The 16,621-nt window shown below is 73.2% G+C and carries 13 protein-coding genes; 2 read left to right on the top strand and 11 right to left on the bottom strand.

All coding sequences use genetic code 11. From position 1 onward, the window contains the following. Positions 1–28: 28 nt before the first annotated feature. Positions 29–730, bottom strand: a complete 702-nt coding sequence (locus ACR9E9_RS06795) for a ferritin-like fold-containing protein (RefSeq protein ID WP_435202966.1) — start codon at positions 728–730, stop codon at positions 29–31. Positions 731–942: 212 nt separating this feature from the next. Between ACR9E9_RS06795 and ACR9E9_RS06790 the strand changes: the two genes are divergently transcribed. Next, on the top strand, positions 943–2,508 hold the full coding sequence (locus ACR9E9_RS06790) for a DEAD/DEAH box helicase (RefSeq protein ID WP_435202964.1): 1,566 nt from the start codon (positions 943–945) through the stop codon (positions 2,506–2,508). 59 nt (positions 2,509–2,567) lie between these two features. Further along, positions 2,568–4,223, top strand: coding sequence for a glycosyltransferase family 4 protein (locus ACR9E9_RS06785; protein WP_435202962.1), 1,656 nt, complete (start codon positions 2,568–2,570; stop codon positions 4,221–4,223). A 95-nt stretch (positions 4,224–4,318) separates the two neighbouring features. On the opposite strand, the gene ACR9E9_RS06780 is transcribed toward ACR9E9_RS06785, so the two are convergent. The 10 genes from ACR9E9_RS06780 to ACR9E9_RS06735 form a co-directional block, all read right to left on the bottom strand. Continuing rightward, positions 4,319–6,046 (bottom strand): glycosyltransferase, encoded by a 1,728-nt coding sequence (locus ACR9E9_RS06780; RefSeq protein ID WP_435202960.1) that lies wholly within the window; start codon positions 6,044–6,046, stop codon positions 4,319–4,321. Next, positions 6,043–8,247, bottom strand: a complete 2,205-nt coding sequence (locus ACR9E9_RS06775; protein ID WP_435202958.1) for a glycosyltransferase family 2 protein — start codon at positions 8,245–8,247, stop codon at positions 6,043–6,045. The genes ACR9E9_RS06780 and ACR9E9_RS06775 overlap by 4 nt, the downstream gene beginning before the upstream one ends. Further along, positions 8,244–10,376, bottom strand: a complete 2,133-nt coding sequence (locus tag ACR9E9_RS06770) for a glycosyltransferase family 2 protein (protein ID WP_435202956.1) — start codon at positions 10,374–10,376, stop codon at positions 8,244–8,246. The genes ACR9E9_RS06775 and ACR9E9_RS06770 overlap by 4 nt, the downstream gene beginning before the upstream one ends. Before the next feature lie 15 nt (positions 10,377–10,391). After that, the gene (locus tag ACR9E9_RS06765; RefSeq protein ID WP_435202954.1) at positions 10,392–11,165 is read right to left on the bottom strand and encodes a ParA family protein; all 774 of its coding nucleotides are present in this window, start codon (positions 11,163–11,165) and stop codon (positions 10,392–10,394) included. A 96-nt stretch (positions 11,166–11,261) separates the two neighbouring features. Continuing rightward, complete coding sequence (locus tag ACR9E9_RS06760) at positions 11,262–12,575, bottom strand: DUF2252 domain-containing protein (RefSeq protein WP_435202952.1); 1,314 nt, start codon at positions 12,573–12,575, stop codon at positions 11,262–11,264. Positions 12,576–12,622: 47 nt separating this feature from the next. Continuing rightward, a complete protein-coding gene (locus tag ACR9E9_RS06755; RefSeq protein WP_435202950.1) occupies positions 12,623–13,471 on the bottom strand; it encodes a PHP domain-containing protein in 849 nt (282 codons plus the stop codon). Positions 13,472–13,506: 35 nt separating this feature from the next. Beyond that, the gene (locus ACR9E9_RS06750) at positions 13,507–14,289 is read right to left on the bottom strand and encodes an enoyl-CoA hydratase/isomerase family protein (RefSeq protein ID WP_435202948.1); all 783 of its coding nucleotides are present in this window, start codon (positions 14,287–14,289) and stop codon (positions 13,507–13,509) included. 48 nt (positions 14,290–14,337) lie between these two features. Next, positions 14,338–15,543 carry a 3-oxoadipyl-CoA thiolase gene (gene pcaF / locus ACR9E9_RS06745; protein ID WP_435203591.1) on the bottom strand — a complete coding sequence of 402 codons (1,206 nt, stop codon included), beginning with the start codon at positions 15,541–15,543 and terminating at the stop codon, positions 14,338–14,340. Beyond that, entirely contained in the window at positions 15,543–16,079 is a 537-nt protein-coding gene (locus ACR9E9_RS06740; RefSeq protein ID WP_435202947.1) for a DUF6158 family protein, read from the bottom strand. The genes pcaF and ACR9E9_RS06740 overlap by 1 nt, the downstream gene beginning before the upstream one ends. 20 nt (positions 16,080–16,099) lie before the next feature. Further along, entirely contained in the window at positions 16,100–16,621 is a 522-nt protein-coding gene (locus tag ACR9E9_RS06735) for a gamma carbonic anhydrase family protein (protein ID WP_435202945.1), read from the bottom strand.

Raw genomic sequence — 16,621 nt, 5'->3', positions numbered from 1 at the left:
GGGTCCGCCGGCGGCGGGCCCCCTTCGCTCATGCAGCCAGCCCGAGCCGCCCCATCCGCAGCTGGTGGCGGTCGGTGAGCCGCTGCATCAGCTGGCCCACCTCCTCCAGGGTCGCTCCCGGACGGTCATGGCTCAGGCCGAGCACGAGCTCGCTCAGCGCCTCACGCTCGCTGGCGACCACCTGGCCCTGGGTGAGGGCCTCCCCGACGAGCCGCCGGCCCCACAGCGCGAGCGGGCCCGCACGACGCGAGTCCTCGGCGATGCCGGCCCGCACTGCCTGGACGATCACGTCGACGTCGCGGTGGTTGCTGCTCGCCCGCTCGATGATCGCCCGCGAGTCCGCCTCGACGTACTTGGCGATCTCGATGAAGAAGTCCGTGGCGATCCCGTCGCCGATGTAGGCCTTGACGAGGCCCTCGAGGAGGTCCCGGGGCTTCATCCGCGCGTGGAAGACCTCGAAGGCGGGCCGGAAGGGCGACATGGCCGCGACCGGATCGCCTCCGAGCTCGACGATGTGGTCGGTCAGCAGCTCGTGGTTGTGGAACTCCTTGACCGCCATCCCCGCGAGGGCCCGCTTGAGGACGAGGTCACGGGCCATCTCGGAGTCGGCCGCCATCCGGCTGAAGCCCGAGATCGCCCCGTAGGCGATGGCTCCGAGGAGGTCGATCGTTCCCTCCCGCTCGCGCTCCCCGAGTCCTGCGCCCGACGACGGTCCTGCCTGCTCACTCATGCCCGGCAGCCTAGTGCCCGCGAGGCGTGGCGGCCCGTGACGCCCGGGGCGGGTAGCATGGAGGTGACCAGCGGTGCCCGGTCGGCATCCATTCCGGCTGGACGTGACGTCCGGCGCGGTCGCCCCACGAGCGGCAGACCGACTGACTGACCTCCGATCGGCCCGTGCCAACCACGGCGCAGTGCGCGCCGTCCACGCTGATCGAGAGACGCATGTCCGACTCCACCACGTCCGAAGACCTCACCGCCGAGGCGACCGCGCTCGAGCAGGCCCCCGAGGCCACCACGCCCGAGCCCGAGGGCCCGCAGCCGACCTTCGCCGACTTCAAGGTCCACCCCGAGATCGTCGCCGCGCTCGCCGACGCCGGGATCGTCCACCCCTTCCCCATCCAGGCGATGACCCTCCCGGTCGCGCTCGACGGGCACGACATCATCGGTCAGGCGAAGACGGGGACCGGCAAGACCCTCGGCTTCGGCGTCCCGATCCTCAACCGGATCGACACCGGGTCCGACGACCCGCGCCCGCAGGCGCTGGCCGTCGCCCCCACCCGCGAGCTCGCCGGCCAGGTGGCCGCCGACCTCGAGCGGGCCGGCAAGCGCCTGGGCATCAAGGTCCTCACCGTCTACGGCGGCCGTGCGTACGAGCCGCAGATCGAGGCGCTGAAGAAGGGCGTCCACGTCGTCGTCGGCACCCCGGGCCGGCTCATCGACCTCGCCCAGCAGAAGCACCTCGACCTGTCCGCCACGAAGACCGTCGTCCTCGACGAGGCCGACGAGATGCTCGACCTCGGCTTCCTGCCCGACGTCGAGAAGATCATGGCGATGACCTCCCCGGCGCGCCACACGATGCTCTTCTCCGCGACCATGCCCGGAGCGATCGTCGCCCTGGCTCGGCGCTACATGACGCAGCCGACGCACATCCGCGCGATGAGCGAGGAGGGCCAGGACGGCGAGGACAGCCAGATCGTCAAGGCGACCCAGCAGTTCGTCTACCGCGCGCACGCGATGGACAAGGTCGAGATGGTCGCGCGCATCCTGCAGTCCAAGGGTCGCGGGTTGACGATCATCTTCTCCCGCACCAAGCGCACCGCCGCGAAGGTCGCCGACGAGCTCGCCGACCGCGGCTTCGCGGCCGCGTCGATCCACGGTGACCTCGGGCAGGGTGCCCGCGAGCAGGCGTTGCGCGCCTTCCGCAACGGCAAGGTCGACGTCCTCGTCGCCACCGATGTCGCTGCGCGCGGCATCGACGTCACCAACGTCACCCACGTCATCAACTACCAGTGCCCCGACGACGAGAAGACCTACGTCCACCGCATCGGTCGGACCGGCCGTGCGGGCAACACCGGCATCGCGGTGACCTTCGTCGACTGGGACGACGAGACCAAGTGGTCGGTCATCAACCGCCAGCTCGACCTCGGGATCCCCGAGGCGACGGAGACCTACTCCTCCAGCCCGCACCTCTTCAGCGACCTCGACATCCCCGAGGGCACCAAGGGTCGCCTCCCGCGCTCCCAGCGCACCCGTGAGGGCCTGGACGCCGAGGAGCTCGAGGACGTGGGTGAGACCGGCAAGTCCGGTGGCCGGCGCCAGGGCGGTGGCGGCAGTGGCGGTGGCCGCTCCGGCGGCGGTCGCTCCGGCGGTGGCCGGTCCGGCGGTGGCGAGCGCTCCGGTGGTGGTCGTGGCGAGGCGAAGGGCGAGTCCGCCGGCTCCGAGGGCCGTCCCCGCCGTCGCCGCAACCGGCGCCGCACCCACGGCGGTCAGTCCCAGAGCACCAGCTGACGAACCCGGCCACCTCGGCCGGCGTCATCCCGGGCACCGGGCGAACTAGGCTGCCTCGAGTGCGTGACCCCAAGACTGTCCTGCGCGGCCTGGCCCGCCGTGCCTACCTGACCCTGCAGCGGCTGCGGCCCCGACCGTCGGCCTCCGACGGCTCGGGCGCCGCGGAGGCGACCGCCCGCCTGAGCGAGCTGACGGGGATCGGCAACCACACGGCGGCCGTCGAGCTGATCACCCGCGAGCTCGATGCGCTCGGGCGCGACACCGCCTTCCTCGACCAGGCTCGCCGCAGCGCGTCCCGTGCCGGCGAGCCCAGCCTCCAGGCGCGCGTCACCCGGGCCCAGGTCGCCGCCACGCCGGCCATCGTCGGACCGGCCCGTGCCCGGCTCGTCGCCGCGCTCTCCCAGGTCGAGGGGCGACTTCTCGAGACGGACCCGGCATGGACGCCGACGGTCCCGGCGGTCGCTCCCCTGCCGCGGGACGAAGGGGGGACCGGCCCCCTTCGCGTGGCGCACCTGCTCAAGGTCGCCCTCCCGCACCGGCAGTCCGGCTACTCGGTGCGCACCCGCTACACCTTGGCGGCGCAGGCCGGTGTCGGGATCGAGCCGATGGCCATCACCGCCCTGGACTTCCCCGGCGACGACGTGCCGGAGGTCGAGGACGTCCACGGCATCCGGCACCGGCACCTGCGGCGCTCGAGCGTTCCCGGCGCCGAGACCGTCGACGCCCACCTCGATGCCTACGCCATGGCGCTGGTGCCGGCGCTGGCCGACGAGGCTCCCGACCTGCTGCACGTGCACTCGGGTGCCCGCGGCTACGAGGCCGCGCTCGTCGGCCGGGCGGCCGCCGAGGCCCTCGGACTGCCGTGGGTGTACGAGGTGCGTGGCTTCTTCGAGGCGATCTGGTCCCAGGACCTCGACCGCGCGGAGACCGCCGAGACCTATCACCGCCGCCGCGACACCGACACGCGGTGCATGCTCGCCGCGGACGCCGTCATCACGCTGAGTCAGTCGATGCGCTCCGACATCGTCGACCGCGGGGTCCCGGCCGACCGGGTCCACGTCGTCCCCAACGGCGTCGACGCGACGGCCTTCGCCCCCCGGCCCCGCCGGGACGACCTCGTCGAGCACTACGGCCTCGCCGGGCGGTTCGTCTTCGGTTACGTCTCCAACCTCGACCACTACCGCGAGGGGCAGGAGTACCTCATCGACGCAGCGCTCGCCCTGCGATCGCGGGGCGTCGACGCGGTCGCGCTCATCGTCGGTGACGGCACCCGGCGGCCCGAGCTCGAGGCGCACGCGGCCGAGGTCGGCGCCGGTGACGCCGTCGTCTTCACCGGGCGGGTACCCCACGAGCAGGTCCTCGACCACTACTCCCTCCTGGATGTCTTCGTCGTTCCCCGCGTCGACGAGCGCGCCGCCCGACTCGTCACCCCGCTCAAGCCCTTCGAGGCGATGGCCGCGGGTCTCCCGGTGCTCGTCTCCGACCTGCCGGCGCTGACGGAGATCACGGGCGACGGCGCGCGCGGGGAGTCCTTCACGGCCGGCGATGCCGATGCCCTGGCAGGGGCGCTCCTGCGTCTCCTCGAGGACCCCGACCGACGGGCCGAGCTCGCCGCCGCCGGGCGCGCGTGGGTGGAGACCGAGCGCTCCTGGACGGCCAACGGTCACCGGTACCAAGAGATCTACGCGCAGGTCCTGGGCCGCCACTTCGCATGAGAGGGCGAGAGCCAGCAGCACCTCGTATGGTCAGCCGCAGCTCGAGCTACGGCTGACCATACGAACTACTGCCTGCAGTAGTTCGTATGGTCAGGTCAGACGTCGACGTGCTGGCGCGGGTCGCCGTAGAAGACGACCCGGCTCGTGCGGTTCATGAAGGCCGCGTCCTCGAGCGTCCACGTGTGCGCGTGCCGGTCGGTCCCACGGATGCTCACGTAGTTGAACCGATCGGAGGAGTAGGTGCGCACCCCCGCGGACTGCGCCCGGTCGAGCAGGTCGGTGTCGACGGCCCGGGGCAGGTCGGAGAAGCGCAGCTCGCGCGCCACGTCACCACGCATGAGGATCGAGCCGCCCTGGACGAGCCGCTCGTAGCGGTGCTCGCTGCGGGGGAAACGCAGGACCACCGCGCCGGTGCTGCGAAGCCACGTGTAGTGGGCCCACTTGCCGACGATCCCCGCCCCGGAGAAGTCGATCGCGTCGACGAGGTCGTCGAGGTAGTGGCGACCGTAGAAGTTGTCGTCGTCGATCTTCGCGATGTGCGCCCCGTCCGCGGCGTCGATCCCGAGGTTGAGGCACGCGCCGAGGGTGAGCGAGGAGTCGGCCGCGACGACGACCAGCTGGTCGAGGCCCTGGTCACGGAAGCGGGCCTCCACCGCCGCGGCGGACACCTCGAGCCCGTGGAGGACGAGGACGACCTGCAGGTCACCCGAGGTCACCGCGCTCTGCCGGGCCATGTTGTCGGCGATCGTGTCGAGCTCGTGCACCCGGTTCGTCGAGATCACCGCACTCACCGAGCGGTCGAAGGGGGAGCCCGGCCGCCCCCTTCGCCCGTCCCCGGGGTGCCCCACGAGGGCCTCGAGGTCGGCGGCCCGGTGGGCGAAGGTGTGTCCCCGGCGCACGGTCCGGGCGGTCGCGACGGCGGACCGGTCCACGACCTCGTCCTGCCACAGGTGGGCGATGACCTGCTGGCGCAGCTGGGCGTCGCCGTCGACCGGGCAGGCCTGCTCCGACAGGGCCCCCGGGAGCGACGTCACGTCGGAGCCGACGAGGAGCGCGGTGCCCGCCGCAGCCGCCTCGACCGCGTGCCAGGCGGTGAGCGGTCGGTCGGCGACGAAGGCCGCGGCGCGGTAGTGACCCAGGACCGGCCGGTCGCCCGGCAGCTCGCTCTCGGTGTCGTCGCCGGCGAGGACGTCGACCCGCTCGGGCTGGACCGGGGCCAGCCGGCCCCGGTCGAAGGCACCGTCCCCGACGAGGGCGACGACGGGCTCGCGTCGCAGCGTGGAGCCCACGATCGCCGGTGAGTGCACGGCGGCGTCCGCTGCCGGCCCGGCGTGCTGGACCCTCCGGCCCAGACCCGCGGCCCAGTCGTCGACGCTCTCCTCGTCGTCGACGACGACGTGGACGGGCGCCGTGACCCCCTCGAGGAGACGGGTCACGTCGGCCGTCACGACGCGGGAGCTCGCGGTCACCCAGACGATGACGGGCACGTCGGCGGCCATTGCCGCGCGGCGCTGCTCGGCGAAGGGGGCCTCGATGCTCACGGCACTCGTCGCGTCGACCTCGAGGAGCACGGCCTCGGGGTCCCGGTCGGTCAGCTCCCACTGTCCTGCGAGCCCGGCACGCATCCGGGTCGTGGCGAGCACCTGCACCCGCAACCGTGGCTCCGTCACCCGCCGGGGCGCGGTCACCGGGGCCATCGAGCGCTCGTGGCGCCGCACCGCCGCGCGACGCTGTCGCGTGTCCGCCGTGGCCTCGCGCAGGGCGTCCCGCACGGACCTCGCGGGAGCACGCAGGCGGGCCGGGATGCTCGATCCGAGGCTCATCGGGTCTCCTTCACCAGGTGGTGGGCCCGCTCCTCGGCGACCATCTCCGGCAGCCACTCGGCGCTCCCCGGGGCCATGCCCCAGCTCTCGAGCTCGGTCTCGACCGCGGCCCGGTCCCACGCGGGGTCCACGCGGTGGAGGCGGGTGTAGGGCGGCTGGGTCACGACGACGGACCCGAGGTCGAGGTCGGGTGCCGGCCGGCCGACGGACAGCGCCTCGGGCCGACGGATCCAGGTCACCGTCGCCTCGACGTGCTCCTCCGGGTGGACCTGGACGATGTCGTCGCCGTGCGTGTCGAGCAGCATCTGGATCCGGGGCAGCAGCGGCTCGCGGTAGAGGCGCAGGCGGGCGGGGTTCTCCCGGTGGAGCACGGCGATGCGCAGGTCCAGGGCGTGCAGGCGCTCGATGGCGGCGACGAGGTCGGCCGGGTCGGCCGGATCGACGATCGTGTCGGCGGCATCGCCGACGAGGAGCACGTCGAAGGGGGCGTGCGGCCGGGTCGAGAGCCACACGCGGGGAGCGGCGAAGGGGCGCCCCCGTGCGTGGTCCCGGTCGGGGGCCGACTCGCCGTGGCGCGTCGTCCAGTCGAGGTCCAGGCGCGGCGGCGGGCCACCGGGGTACTCGGCGAGCCCGTCGGGCTGCCCCGGCAGCTCCCCCTTCGCGCGTGCGGCGGCGAGGTCCTGGTGCCAGGCCTTGTAGGCGGCCCGGTAGGCCACCCGGGCGCCGACACCCCAGCCGACACCGAAGTCGCTGCGGGACAACGACCCCGAGCGCAGTCGCGTCAGCTGCAGGGGTGGCTCCACGAGGAGCGGCTGCCGCCCGGTGACCGCCGGGATGCGGGTGTCGTACTCGCTGTCGGCGCTCTTGCGCACGTCGTCGAAGGCACCCACCCGCTCGACCGTCGTGCGTGGCATCACCAGCCCCGAGGCGTTGAGGCGCACCGACGGGTAGCCGAGCCACACCAGCTGCAGGTCGTCGCTCGAGCGGATCGTCAGGCTGTGCGTCGCCGGCAGGTCGGGGTCGGCGAGCAGGGGCAGGACCTGGCGCTCGATGCGCTCGGGGTGGGACCAGTCGTCCGCGTCGAGGAAGGCGAGGTAGTCCCCCGTCGACTCGGCGATGCCGAGGTTGCGCGCCCGGTAGGCACCGCCGTTGACCCGACGGACGACGACGCGCGCGTCCGGGTGCAGGGCCGCGATCCGGGCGATCTCCTCGCTGTGCTCCGGGCCCGAGGCATCGTCGACGACGACGACCTCCAGATGGGGCCAGGTCTGCTCGCGCAGGGCCCGGATCGCGGTGACGAGCCACGGGCCGGGGCGGAAGGCGGTGACGATGACGCTCACCACGGGGAGCTGCGCCTCGGTCAGCTCGCGACCGGCTGCGGCGCTCGCCCGTGCGGCGACACCGGAGCGAAGGGCGTCGAGCTCGCCGGGATCAGCGGCCACCCGGTCGTAGGCCGGGGCGCCGGTGGGGAAGATCGCCGCCGCCTCCTCGCCGATGACCTCGGCGAGCTCGGCCTGGCTGAGCAGGCGTGGGACGAGCACACCGGCCCGGCGCCACCGGCGGGTGAACTGCCGCCACCAGATCGCCTCCCGCCCGGTGATCGACGGGTGCGAGAGGTCGGTGGCGAGGTCGGCGCGCTCGTCGTCCGAGAGCTGGGTCAGCCGGGACATCTGGGCAGCGAGGGCGGCGGCACCCTCCCCGGCCTCCCGCTGTCGCAGCAGCAGGGTGTGGGCGTGCAGCAGCGTCTGCCGGGTCGTCAGGCGATCGGCGTGGCCGTCCTCGACGAGCTCCCGCAGCACCGCCGACCCGGTGCGCACGAGGTGCTCGTCGTCGCTCGTCACGAGCAGCTCGGCCCAGCCGGCCCGCCAGCTCGGGGCGCCGGTGCGGCGTGCCACCTCGCCCGCGGCCTCGCGCAGCAGGGTCGAGCGGGTGCGGTGCGCGGTCGCCACCGTGGCGTCGACCCCGGTCTCCCGCGCCCCCCGGACGTAGCCCGCCAGCAGCGGGTCGAGACCGGCGACCGGGAGGGGGAGCAACCGGGCGCGAAGGGGGTCGAGCACCCGTCGGCGCGTGGCCGGGCTCCCGGTGCGCAGCGCGCGGACGCCGCCGGCGACGAGGGTGCCGGCGGCCCGGGTCCGGCGGACCGCGTGGCGCACGGTCCTGGCCGGTCCTCTCGACCGGCGAGGCATGTGCGAGGCGTTCATCTCTCCTCCTGCGTCGCGACGTGGTGGACCCGTTCCTCGGCGAGCTCGTCGGGCAGCCACGAGATCCCCTCCGGGATGCCCCACGTGCCCAGCTCGGCCTCGACGGCCGCACGGGTCCACGCGGGATCGACCCGGTGGGTGCGGGTCCCGGTCGGTTGCGTGACGACCACCGCCCCGGAGCGCAGGTCGGGTGCGGGGCGGGCGACGGACAGCGCCTCGGGTCGCCGGACCCAGGTGATCGTCGCCTCGACGTGCTCCTCCGGGTGGACCTGGACGACGTCCTCGACGGAGTCGAGCAGGTTGCGGACCATCGGCAGGAGCGGCTTGCGGGACAGGCGCAGCCGCGCGGGGTTCTCCCGGTGCAGCAGAGCGATCCGCAGACCCCGGTCGCGCAGGCGCCGGAGCACCTGGGCGAGCTCCGTGGGGTCGACCATCGTGTCCGCGGCATCGTCGACGACGAGGACGTCGAAGGGTCGCAGCGGGGACGACGAGAGCCAGGCGTGGGGCGCGGCGAAGGGCCGGCCGGTCGCCCGGATGCGGCCCGGGCTGGACTCACCGTGGCGGGTGGCCCACTCGAGGTCGAGCCCCGGCGGGGGCCCGCCCGGGTACACGGCGACCCCGCCGGGTTGGTCCGGCAGCTCCCCCTTCGCCCGGACGGCGGAGAGGTGGCGGTGCCAGGACTTGAAGGCGGAGCGATAGGCCAGCCGTCCCCCGATCCCCCAACCGACACCGAAGTCGCTGCGGGACAACGACCCCGAGCGCAGCCGCGTCAGCTGCAGGGGCGGCTCCACGAGAAGGGGCTCTCGCCCGGTCACGGCCTCGATCCGCGCGTTGTACTCGCTGTCAGCGCTCTTGCGCACGTCGTCGAAGGTGCCGACGCGCTCCTGCGTGGACCGCGGCATCACCACCCCGCAGGCGTTGTGCCGCACGGCCGGGTAGCCGAGCCAGGTCAGCTGCAGCTCGTCGTTGCCCCGGATCGCCAGGGCGTGGGTGCACACGAGGTCCGGGTCGGCCAGCAGCGGGATCACCTGGCGCTCGATGCGCTCGGGGTGGCACCAGTCGTCCGCGTCGAGGAAGGCGAGGTAGTCCCCCTTCGCCTCCGCGAGACCACGATTGCGCGCCCGGTAGGCGCCGCCGTTGCGCTCACGGGTGATGACGCGTGCCCTCGGGTCGAGGGCCGCCAGCCGGGCGATCTGGTCCGCGTGCTCGGGGCCTGAGGCGTCATCGACGAGGAGGATCTCGAGGTGGGGCCAGGTCTGGTCCACCAGCGCACGGATCGCGGTGGCCAGCCACGCCCCGGGGCGATAGGCGGTGACGATGACGCTCACCAGCGGCAGGTCCTCGGCCACCGTGTCCCGGCCGGTGGCGGCTGCGACGCGCCCCGTGAGGCCCGCTCGCCGCTCCGCCAGCTCCGCCCTGTCGGGTCCCACCCGGTCGTACACGGGGAGCCCTCCCGCAAAGGCCTCGACCGCCTCCGGACCGATGACCTCGGCGATCTCGGACTCGGTGAGCAGGCGCGGTACGAGCATCCCGGCCTCGCGCCAGCGGCGCGTGAGCAGCGACCACCAGGTGGCCTCGTCACCCGTGCGGGACGGGTGCGCCAGCTCGGTCTCGAGGTCGGCGCGCTCGTCGGCCGGGAGCTGGGTCAGGAGCGGGAGCTGCTCGACGAGGACCGCTGCGCCCTCCCCGGCTTCGCTCTGGCGCAGCAGCAGGGTGTGCGCGTGCAGCAACGACTGACGTGCGGTCAGCTCCTCGGCGTGCCCCTCGTCGACGAGCTCGCGCAGGACGGCCGACCCGGTGCGCACGAGGTGGGGATCACCGCTGGTCACGAGCAGCTCGGCCCAGCCGGCCCTCCAGCTCGGGGCGCCGGTGCGACGGGCCAGCTCGCCCGCGACCGCGCGCAGGAGCGTCGAGCGGGTGCGGTGCGCGGTCGCCACCGTGTCGTCGACCCCGATCTCCTCCGCGCCCCGGACATAGCCCGCCAGCAGGGGGTCGAGACCGGCGACCGAGGTCGGGACCACCCGCGCGCGAAGGGGGTCGACCACCTGCCGTCGTGCGGCGGGGTCACCGGTGCCCAGGGCGCGGGCACCGCCGGCGGCGAGGCTGCGTGCGCGTTGCAGAGAAACCATGGGAGGAGGCGGGGCTCAGACCGCCGCGAGGATGCTCGTCGTGACCTCGCGGTAGGCCGCGGCGCCCTTGCTGGAGCGCGCCGTGTCGAGGATGGACCGGCCCGCGGCCGGGGCCTCCGCGAAGCGGACGGTCCGCGGGATCGGTGGTGAGAGCACGGGCAGCTTGTAGCGACCGCCGAGGTCCTCGAGCACCTCACGGGAGTGGTTCGAGCGGCCGTCGTACATCGTCGGCAGGATACCGATGGTCTTCAGCTTCTTGTTCAGCAGGCGCTTGACGTCCTTGACGGTGTCGAGGAGCTGGCCGACGCCGCGGTGGCTGAGCATCTCGGCCTGCATCGGGATGATCAGGCCGGTCGCGGCGGTGAGCGCCGCGAGGGTGAGCACCCCCAGGCTGGGGCTGCAGTCGAGGAGGATGACGTCGTAGTCCGTGCGCACGTCCTCGAGGACGGACTGGAGGATGAACTCGCGGCCCGGGCGGGTGAGCAGCTGGGCCTCTGCACCGGCGAGCTCGATCGTCGAGGGGAGCAGGTCGATGCCCTCGCTCGCCTCGAGGATCGCGTCGGCGATCTCCGCCTGGCCCAGGACCACCTCGTGGATGGACAGCTCGACCACGTCGGGGTCGACACCGAGGCTGAAGGTCAGGCTGGCCTGCGGGTCGAGGTCGACGAGCAGGACACGCCTCCCGGTCTCGGCCATGGCCGCGCCGATGGAGGCGACGGACGTCGTCTTCGCGACGCCGCCCTTCTGGTTCGCGACGGCGATGATCGCCGCCTTCTTGGCTCGTGCCACCTGGGGTGCCCTTCTCTCCTCGGATGCTCGATCATCTTCGCAGGTCGAGACCCTCCCGGCCGCCACGCCACCCCGACGCCGCACCCGGCGGGCGCCTCAGACCGCGTCGACCTCGCCGATCCGACCCTCGCGGAAGGCATCGACGAAGAGGGCGTGGTCGGCCCGGACCCGCTCGGAGTAGGTGATCCCGAAGTCCACGACCTCCCGCACGAACTCCTCCTCGCGCCCGGCCAGCACCTCGGCGATGGCCTCCTCCGTCTGGAAGTCGACGACCGTGTGGTCGCTGTCGGCGTCGGAGACGCAGTGGATCTTCGCCGTGGCCCGGCCCAGGTCCGCGACGACGGACTCCATGTCCGCGGGCTCGTCCAGGTCGCTCCACGACAGATCCAGCTCGTAGGGCGAGACCTCGTCGACCACGTAGCCGACGCCCTCGATCTGCGTGTGGCCGAGCAGCGGGTCCGAGTGCACCTGCAGCGCCCGCTGGCTGATCACCGTGCGATCCCCCTCGTGGGCGAAGAGCTCCGCCATGCGGGGGACGTCGACGACGTCGGCCAGCGCCGGCCGGTTCGCCTGCTTCATCGACAGCACGATGTCGTTCTCGTGGGCCTCGTTGAAGCCCTCGATGAGCACGCTGTTGGCCGGCAGCCCGGCACTGCCGATCCCGAACCCGGACCGCCCGACGACGTCCTTGACGACGTAGAAGGTCTCGCGGTCCACCCGCTTCGACGCGGGGATCGTGCCCAGGTAGTCCGCGAAGGCCTCCAGCACGACCTCTCGTTCCTCGGGCTCGAGGCGACGCACTCCCGGGCCCTCCCGGAAGTGGCGTCCCTCGTCGCCCACCTCGGTCATCGAGTCGAGCATCGCCGCCCGGCTCATCCGACGAGCTCGCTGCAGGGTCGCGTGGATCGCTCCCTCGGTGTTGCCGAGGCGCAGGGCGAAGTCGGCGTCGCCGGAGTCGTCGACGAAGAGGTGGACCCGGTCGATGTAGGAGCGCAGGTAGAGCTCGGCGAGCCGGCGGACGGCCTGCTCGGGCAGCGCCTTGCGCCACCCCATGACGGCCAGCCCGGCGACGAACCGCCGCAGGTCCCAGGTGAAGGGTCCGACATGGGCCTCGTCGAAGTCGTTGACGTCGAAGACGAGCTCGCCGTGCGAGTTGACGTACGTGCCGAAGTTCTCCGGGTGGAGGTCGCCGTGGATCCACACCCGGCCGGTCCGCTCGTCGGACCAGAGCTGCTCCGCTGCAGCCAGGTCCCGGTGGAACAGGCAGGCGGTCCCCCGGTAGAAGGCGAAGGGGTTGTCGGCCATCTTGCGGAACTTCACCCGGAAGGCGGCCGGGTCGGCTGCCATCAGGTCCGCGAAGGCCGACTCCAGGGTCTCGATGACCTCGTCCTGCCGCTGCTGCTCGCTCATGCCTCGGACGCTACTCCCAGCCCCTGCGTGCCGCCTGACGGCCGAGGTCAGCGCAGGACGGGGGTGATGCCGGAGGCGGTCGCCTCGATGCGCTGCAGGGCCTCCGGCGCGGTGGTGTTCTCCGCGAGCCGGTTGATCTTGCCGTCACCGTGGAAGTCACTGCTGCCGGTGACGACGAGGTCGTGCTCACGCGCCAGTCGCCGGGCCAGGGCCCGCTCCTCGTCGTTCTGGTCCCGGTGCTCCGCCTCGATCCCCACCAGCCCGGCCTCGACGAGCTCGGGCAGCGACTCCTCGGCCACGGCACGCTGACGCCGGGAGGCGAAGGGGTGCGCGAGCACCGGCACACCTCCGGCAGCGCGCACGAGCCGGATCGCGGCCACGGTGTCGATCGAGTAGTAGGGCACGTAGTAGCGCGACCCGTGGTGCAACCACCTGCGGAAGATCTCGTCCCTGTGCTCGGCGTAGCCCTTCGCGATGAGCGCGTCGGCGATGTTCGGCCGGGACGGGGTGCGCCTGCCCGTCCCCAGCTGGGCCTGGACGTCCTCCCACGTGAGATCGAAGCCGTCCTGCGCCATCCGCTCGACGATCCGCTGCAACCGGGGCAGCCGGTCGTGGACGACCCGGTCCATCTCGGCGGTGAGCTCGGCGTGGTCGGGGTCGAAGAGGTACGCCAGGAGGTGGATGCTGCCACCCGCGTGCCGGGTGGACAGCTCTGCTCCGCGCACGAGGGCGATGCCGTGCTGCTGCGCCGCCGCCGCTGCCTCCGACCACCCCGCGGTGGTGTCGTGGTCGGTCAGCGCCAGCGTCGTCAGACCGGCCGCTGCGGCCTGGGCCACGAGGTCCTCGGGCGTGTCCGTCCCGTCGCTGCGGGAGGAGTGCGTGTGCAGATCGATCACGACGCCACCCTAGTCACCCCGCGTCGACGCCCCCGTCACCCCAGCCCTGGCCAGCTCGGCTTCCGCTTCTCGGCGAAGGCTCGCACGCCCTCGGCCCGGTCCGCACTGAAGGCGGTGTCGTGCCAGCGGGCGTCCTCGATGTCGAGGCCGTCGTCGACGCTCACGTCCAGGCCGCCCCGCATCGCGGTCTTGGCATTGCGCACCCCGATCGGCGAGTGCTGGGCGATGGTGTCCGCCAGGGCGAGGGCCTCCCCCTTCGCGTCCTCGACGAGCCGGTCGACCAGGCCCAGGCGCGCGCCCTCCTCGCCGGTGATCCGGCGCGCGGTGAAGATCAGGTCCGCGGCCCGTGACCAGCCGATCCGGCGGGTCAGCAGCTGGGTCCCGCCGCCACCGGGGATGACGCCGACCGAGACCTCGGGCAGGGCGAAGCTCGCCCTCGGACCCGCGACGATGAGGTCGCAGGCCAGGGCGATCTCGCAGCCACCGCCGAGGGCGTGCCCGTCGACCGCCGCGATCGTCGGGACGGCCAGGTCGTACAGCGCCCGGTAGGCGAGCCGGTTGCCCGGCCGCTGCGCGCGCAGGTCGTCGTCGCTGAAGCCGTCGCGCTCCTTGAGGTCGGCTCCGACGCAGAAGGCCTTCTCGTGGCTCGAGGTGACGACGACGGCACGCACGGAGGTGTCCGCGCGCAGCTCCTCACCGACGGTCGTGAGCGCCTCGGCCATCGCCGTGGAGACCGCGTTCATCGCCTCGGGGCGGTTGAGGACGACCTCGGCGACGCCGGAGTCGTGGCGGTCGAGGCGAATCAGTGGATCGGTCATGGACACATCCCATCAGGGTCGCGGCAGCAGTGCGGGGCGGGGCGGCGGTCAGGGACGCGAGAGCAGCGCCGCGATCCCCTGCCCGACGCCGATGCACATCGTGATGATCGCGTGGTCGTGGTCATCGTCCGCCATGGACATCCCGCCGGAGAGGGCGAGGCGGGCACCGCTCATCCCGAGCGGGTGCCCGAGGGCGATCGCGCCACCGTGCGGGTTGACCCGCGGGTCGTCGTCGGCGATCCCCAGCTGACGCAGCACCGCCAGCCCCTGCGAGGCGAAGGCCTCGTTGAGCTCGATGACGCCGACGTCGTCGAGGGCCACACCGGTGCGCTCGACGAGACGCTGCACGGCCGGGGCCGGGCCCATGCCCATGACCCGCGGCTCCACGCCGACGGCGGTCACCGCATCGACCCGGGCGAAGGGGGTCAGCCCGTGCTTCTCGACGGCCTCCTCGGAGGCGACGAGCAGGGCGGCGGCACCGTCGTTGACCCCCGAGGAGTTGCCGGCGGTCACCGACCCCCCGGCGAAGAGGGGCGTGAGCCCGCCGAGTGCCTCAAGCGAGGTCTCGCGCGGGTGCTCGTCGGTGTCGACGAGGACCGGGTCGGCCTTGCGCCGCGGCACGCTCACCGGGACGATCTCGCGGGCGAGCCGGCCGGAGGCGATGGCGGCGGCGGCCTTCTGCTGCGAGCGCAGCGCGAAGGCGTCCTGGTCCTCGCGGGAGACGTCGTGATCGGTCGCGACGTTCTGCGCGGTGCCCGGCATCGGGTCGGTGCCGTACATCCGCTCCATCTCGGGGTTGACGAAGCGCCAGCCGATCGTCGTGTCCTCGAGCGTCATCGACCGGGAGAAGGGGGTCGCCGACTTGGGCAGGACGAAGGGGGCGCGGCTCATGCTCTCCACTCCCCCGGCGACGAGGAGGTCGGCGTCTCCGGCGCGGATGGCGCGGGCCGCGTAGCCGATGGCGTCCAGGCCGGAGCCGCACAGGCGGTTGAGCGTCGTCCCCGGGACACCGACCGGCAGTCCCGCGAGCAGCGCGGCCATCCGGGCGATGTTGCGGTTGTCCTCACCGGCCTGGTTGGCGTTGCCCAGCACGACGTCGTCGATCCGCGAGGGGTCGAGGTCGCGGTGCCGGGCGACCAGCTCACGGATGACGTGCGCCGCGAGATCGTCGGGGCGCACCGCGGACAGCGCACCGCCGTAGCGGCCGACGGGGGTGCGGACGCCGTCGACGAGGTAGGCAGGAGACCCGGTGATCACTTCCCACCCGCCAGACGGGCGCGACCGGCGTCGGTGAGGACACGGTCGGTGCCCTCGGTGGCCACGAGCGGCGGGTCGGCCCGGTACAGGTCCGCGCGCACGGCGGGGTCGAGCCCGACCTCACGAGCGGCCTGGTGGGCCTCGAGCTTGTTCAGCCGACCGCCGTTGTCGGCGAGGCGCTGCAGGAAGGCGCCAGCCGGGTCGACCACGCCGGGGGCGTCCGCGGACTGCGGGTCGGGCAGCTCGACGAGCGCCTCGAGCTGCGCGATGACCCCTCGGACGGTCTCGCGCCAGGAGGCGGCCGTCTGGGCGAGGTCGGTGGGGGCGCCACCGCTGCCCTGCCACGTGCGCTTGGGGTAGCGACGCAGGTACTCCCGCTCGAGCTCGAGCATCCGGGCGGTGTGGTGGGCGAACTGCTCGGCACTGCCGTGCAGGAAGACCCAGTTGCGGGTCTCGTGGGCGCTCTTGCCCTGCTTCTCGAGCTCCTCGTCACTCAGCTCGGATGCGGGGACACCCTGGGTGGCCTCGTTCATGATCGTTCCCTCCTTGGGCGTCAGTCGAGCCGACGCAGCTGGTCGCGGTAGACGGTGGAGTTGGTGAGGTACTCGTCGACGCCGAAGCGGATCCACGCCGCCACCTCGTCGGGAGCGGGGCGCACCCTGGCGGGGACGCCGAGGGCCATCGAGCCCGGGGGGATGTCGGCGTGCTCGGCGACGACCGCGCCGGCACCGACGACGCTGCCGGCACCGACGGTGGCGAAGTTCAGCACGACCGAGCCGGAGCCGATGAGGCACCCGTCGCCGATGGTGCACCCCTCGAGGTGGGCGTTGTGCCCGACGACGCACTCGGCGCCGATGCTCGTCGGCTGCTCCTCGATGCAGTGCACCACGGTGCCGTCCTGCACCGAGGTGCGCTCACCGACGATGATCTGCCCGAAGTCCGCGCGCAGCACCGCGGTCGGCCAGACCGAGGCCCGCTCGCCAAGGGTCACGGCACCGATGACCACGGCGTCGGGGTGGACGAAGGCCGAGTCCGGGATGACGGGCACCCGGTCACCGAGGGCGTAGACCGGCAT

Origin of the sequence: Janibacter sp. GS2 (genome assembly GCF_051200835.1) — a bacterium.
Taxonomy (GTDB): domain Bacteria; phylum Actinomycetota; class Actinomycetes; order Actinomycetales; family Dermatophilaceae; genus Janibacter.
Note: the sequence above shows the minus strand (reverse complement) of the source record. Positions and strands in the feature narration are given on the sequence as shown.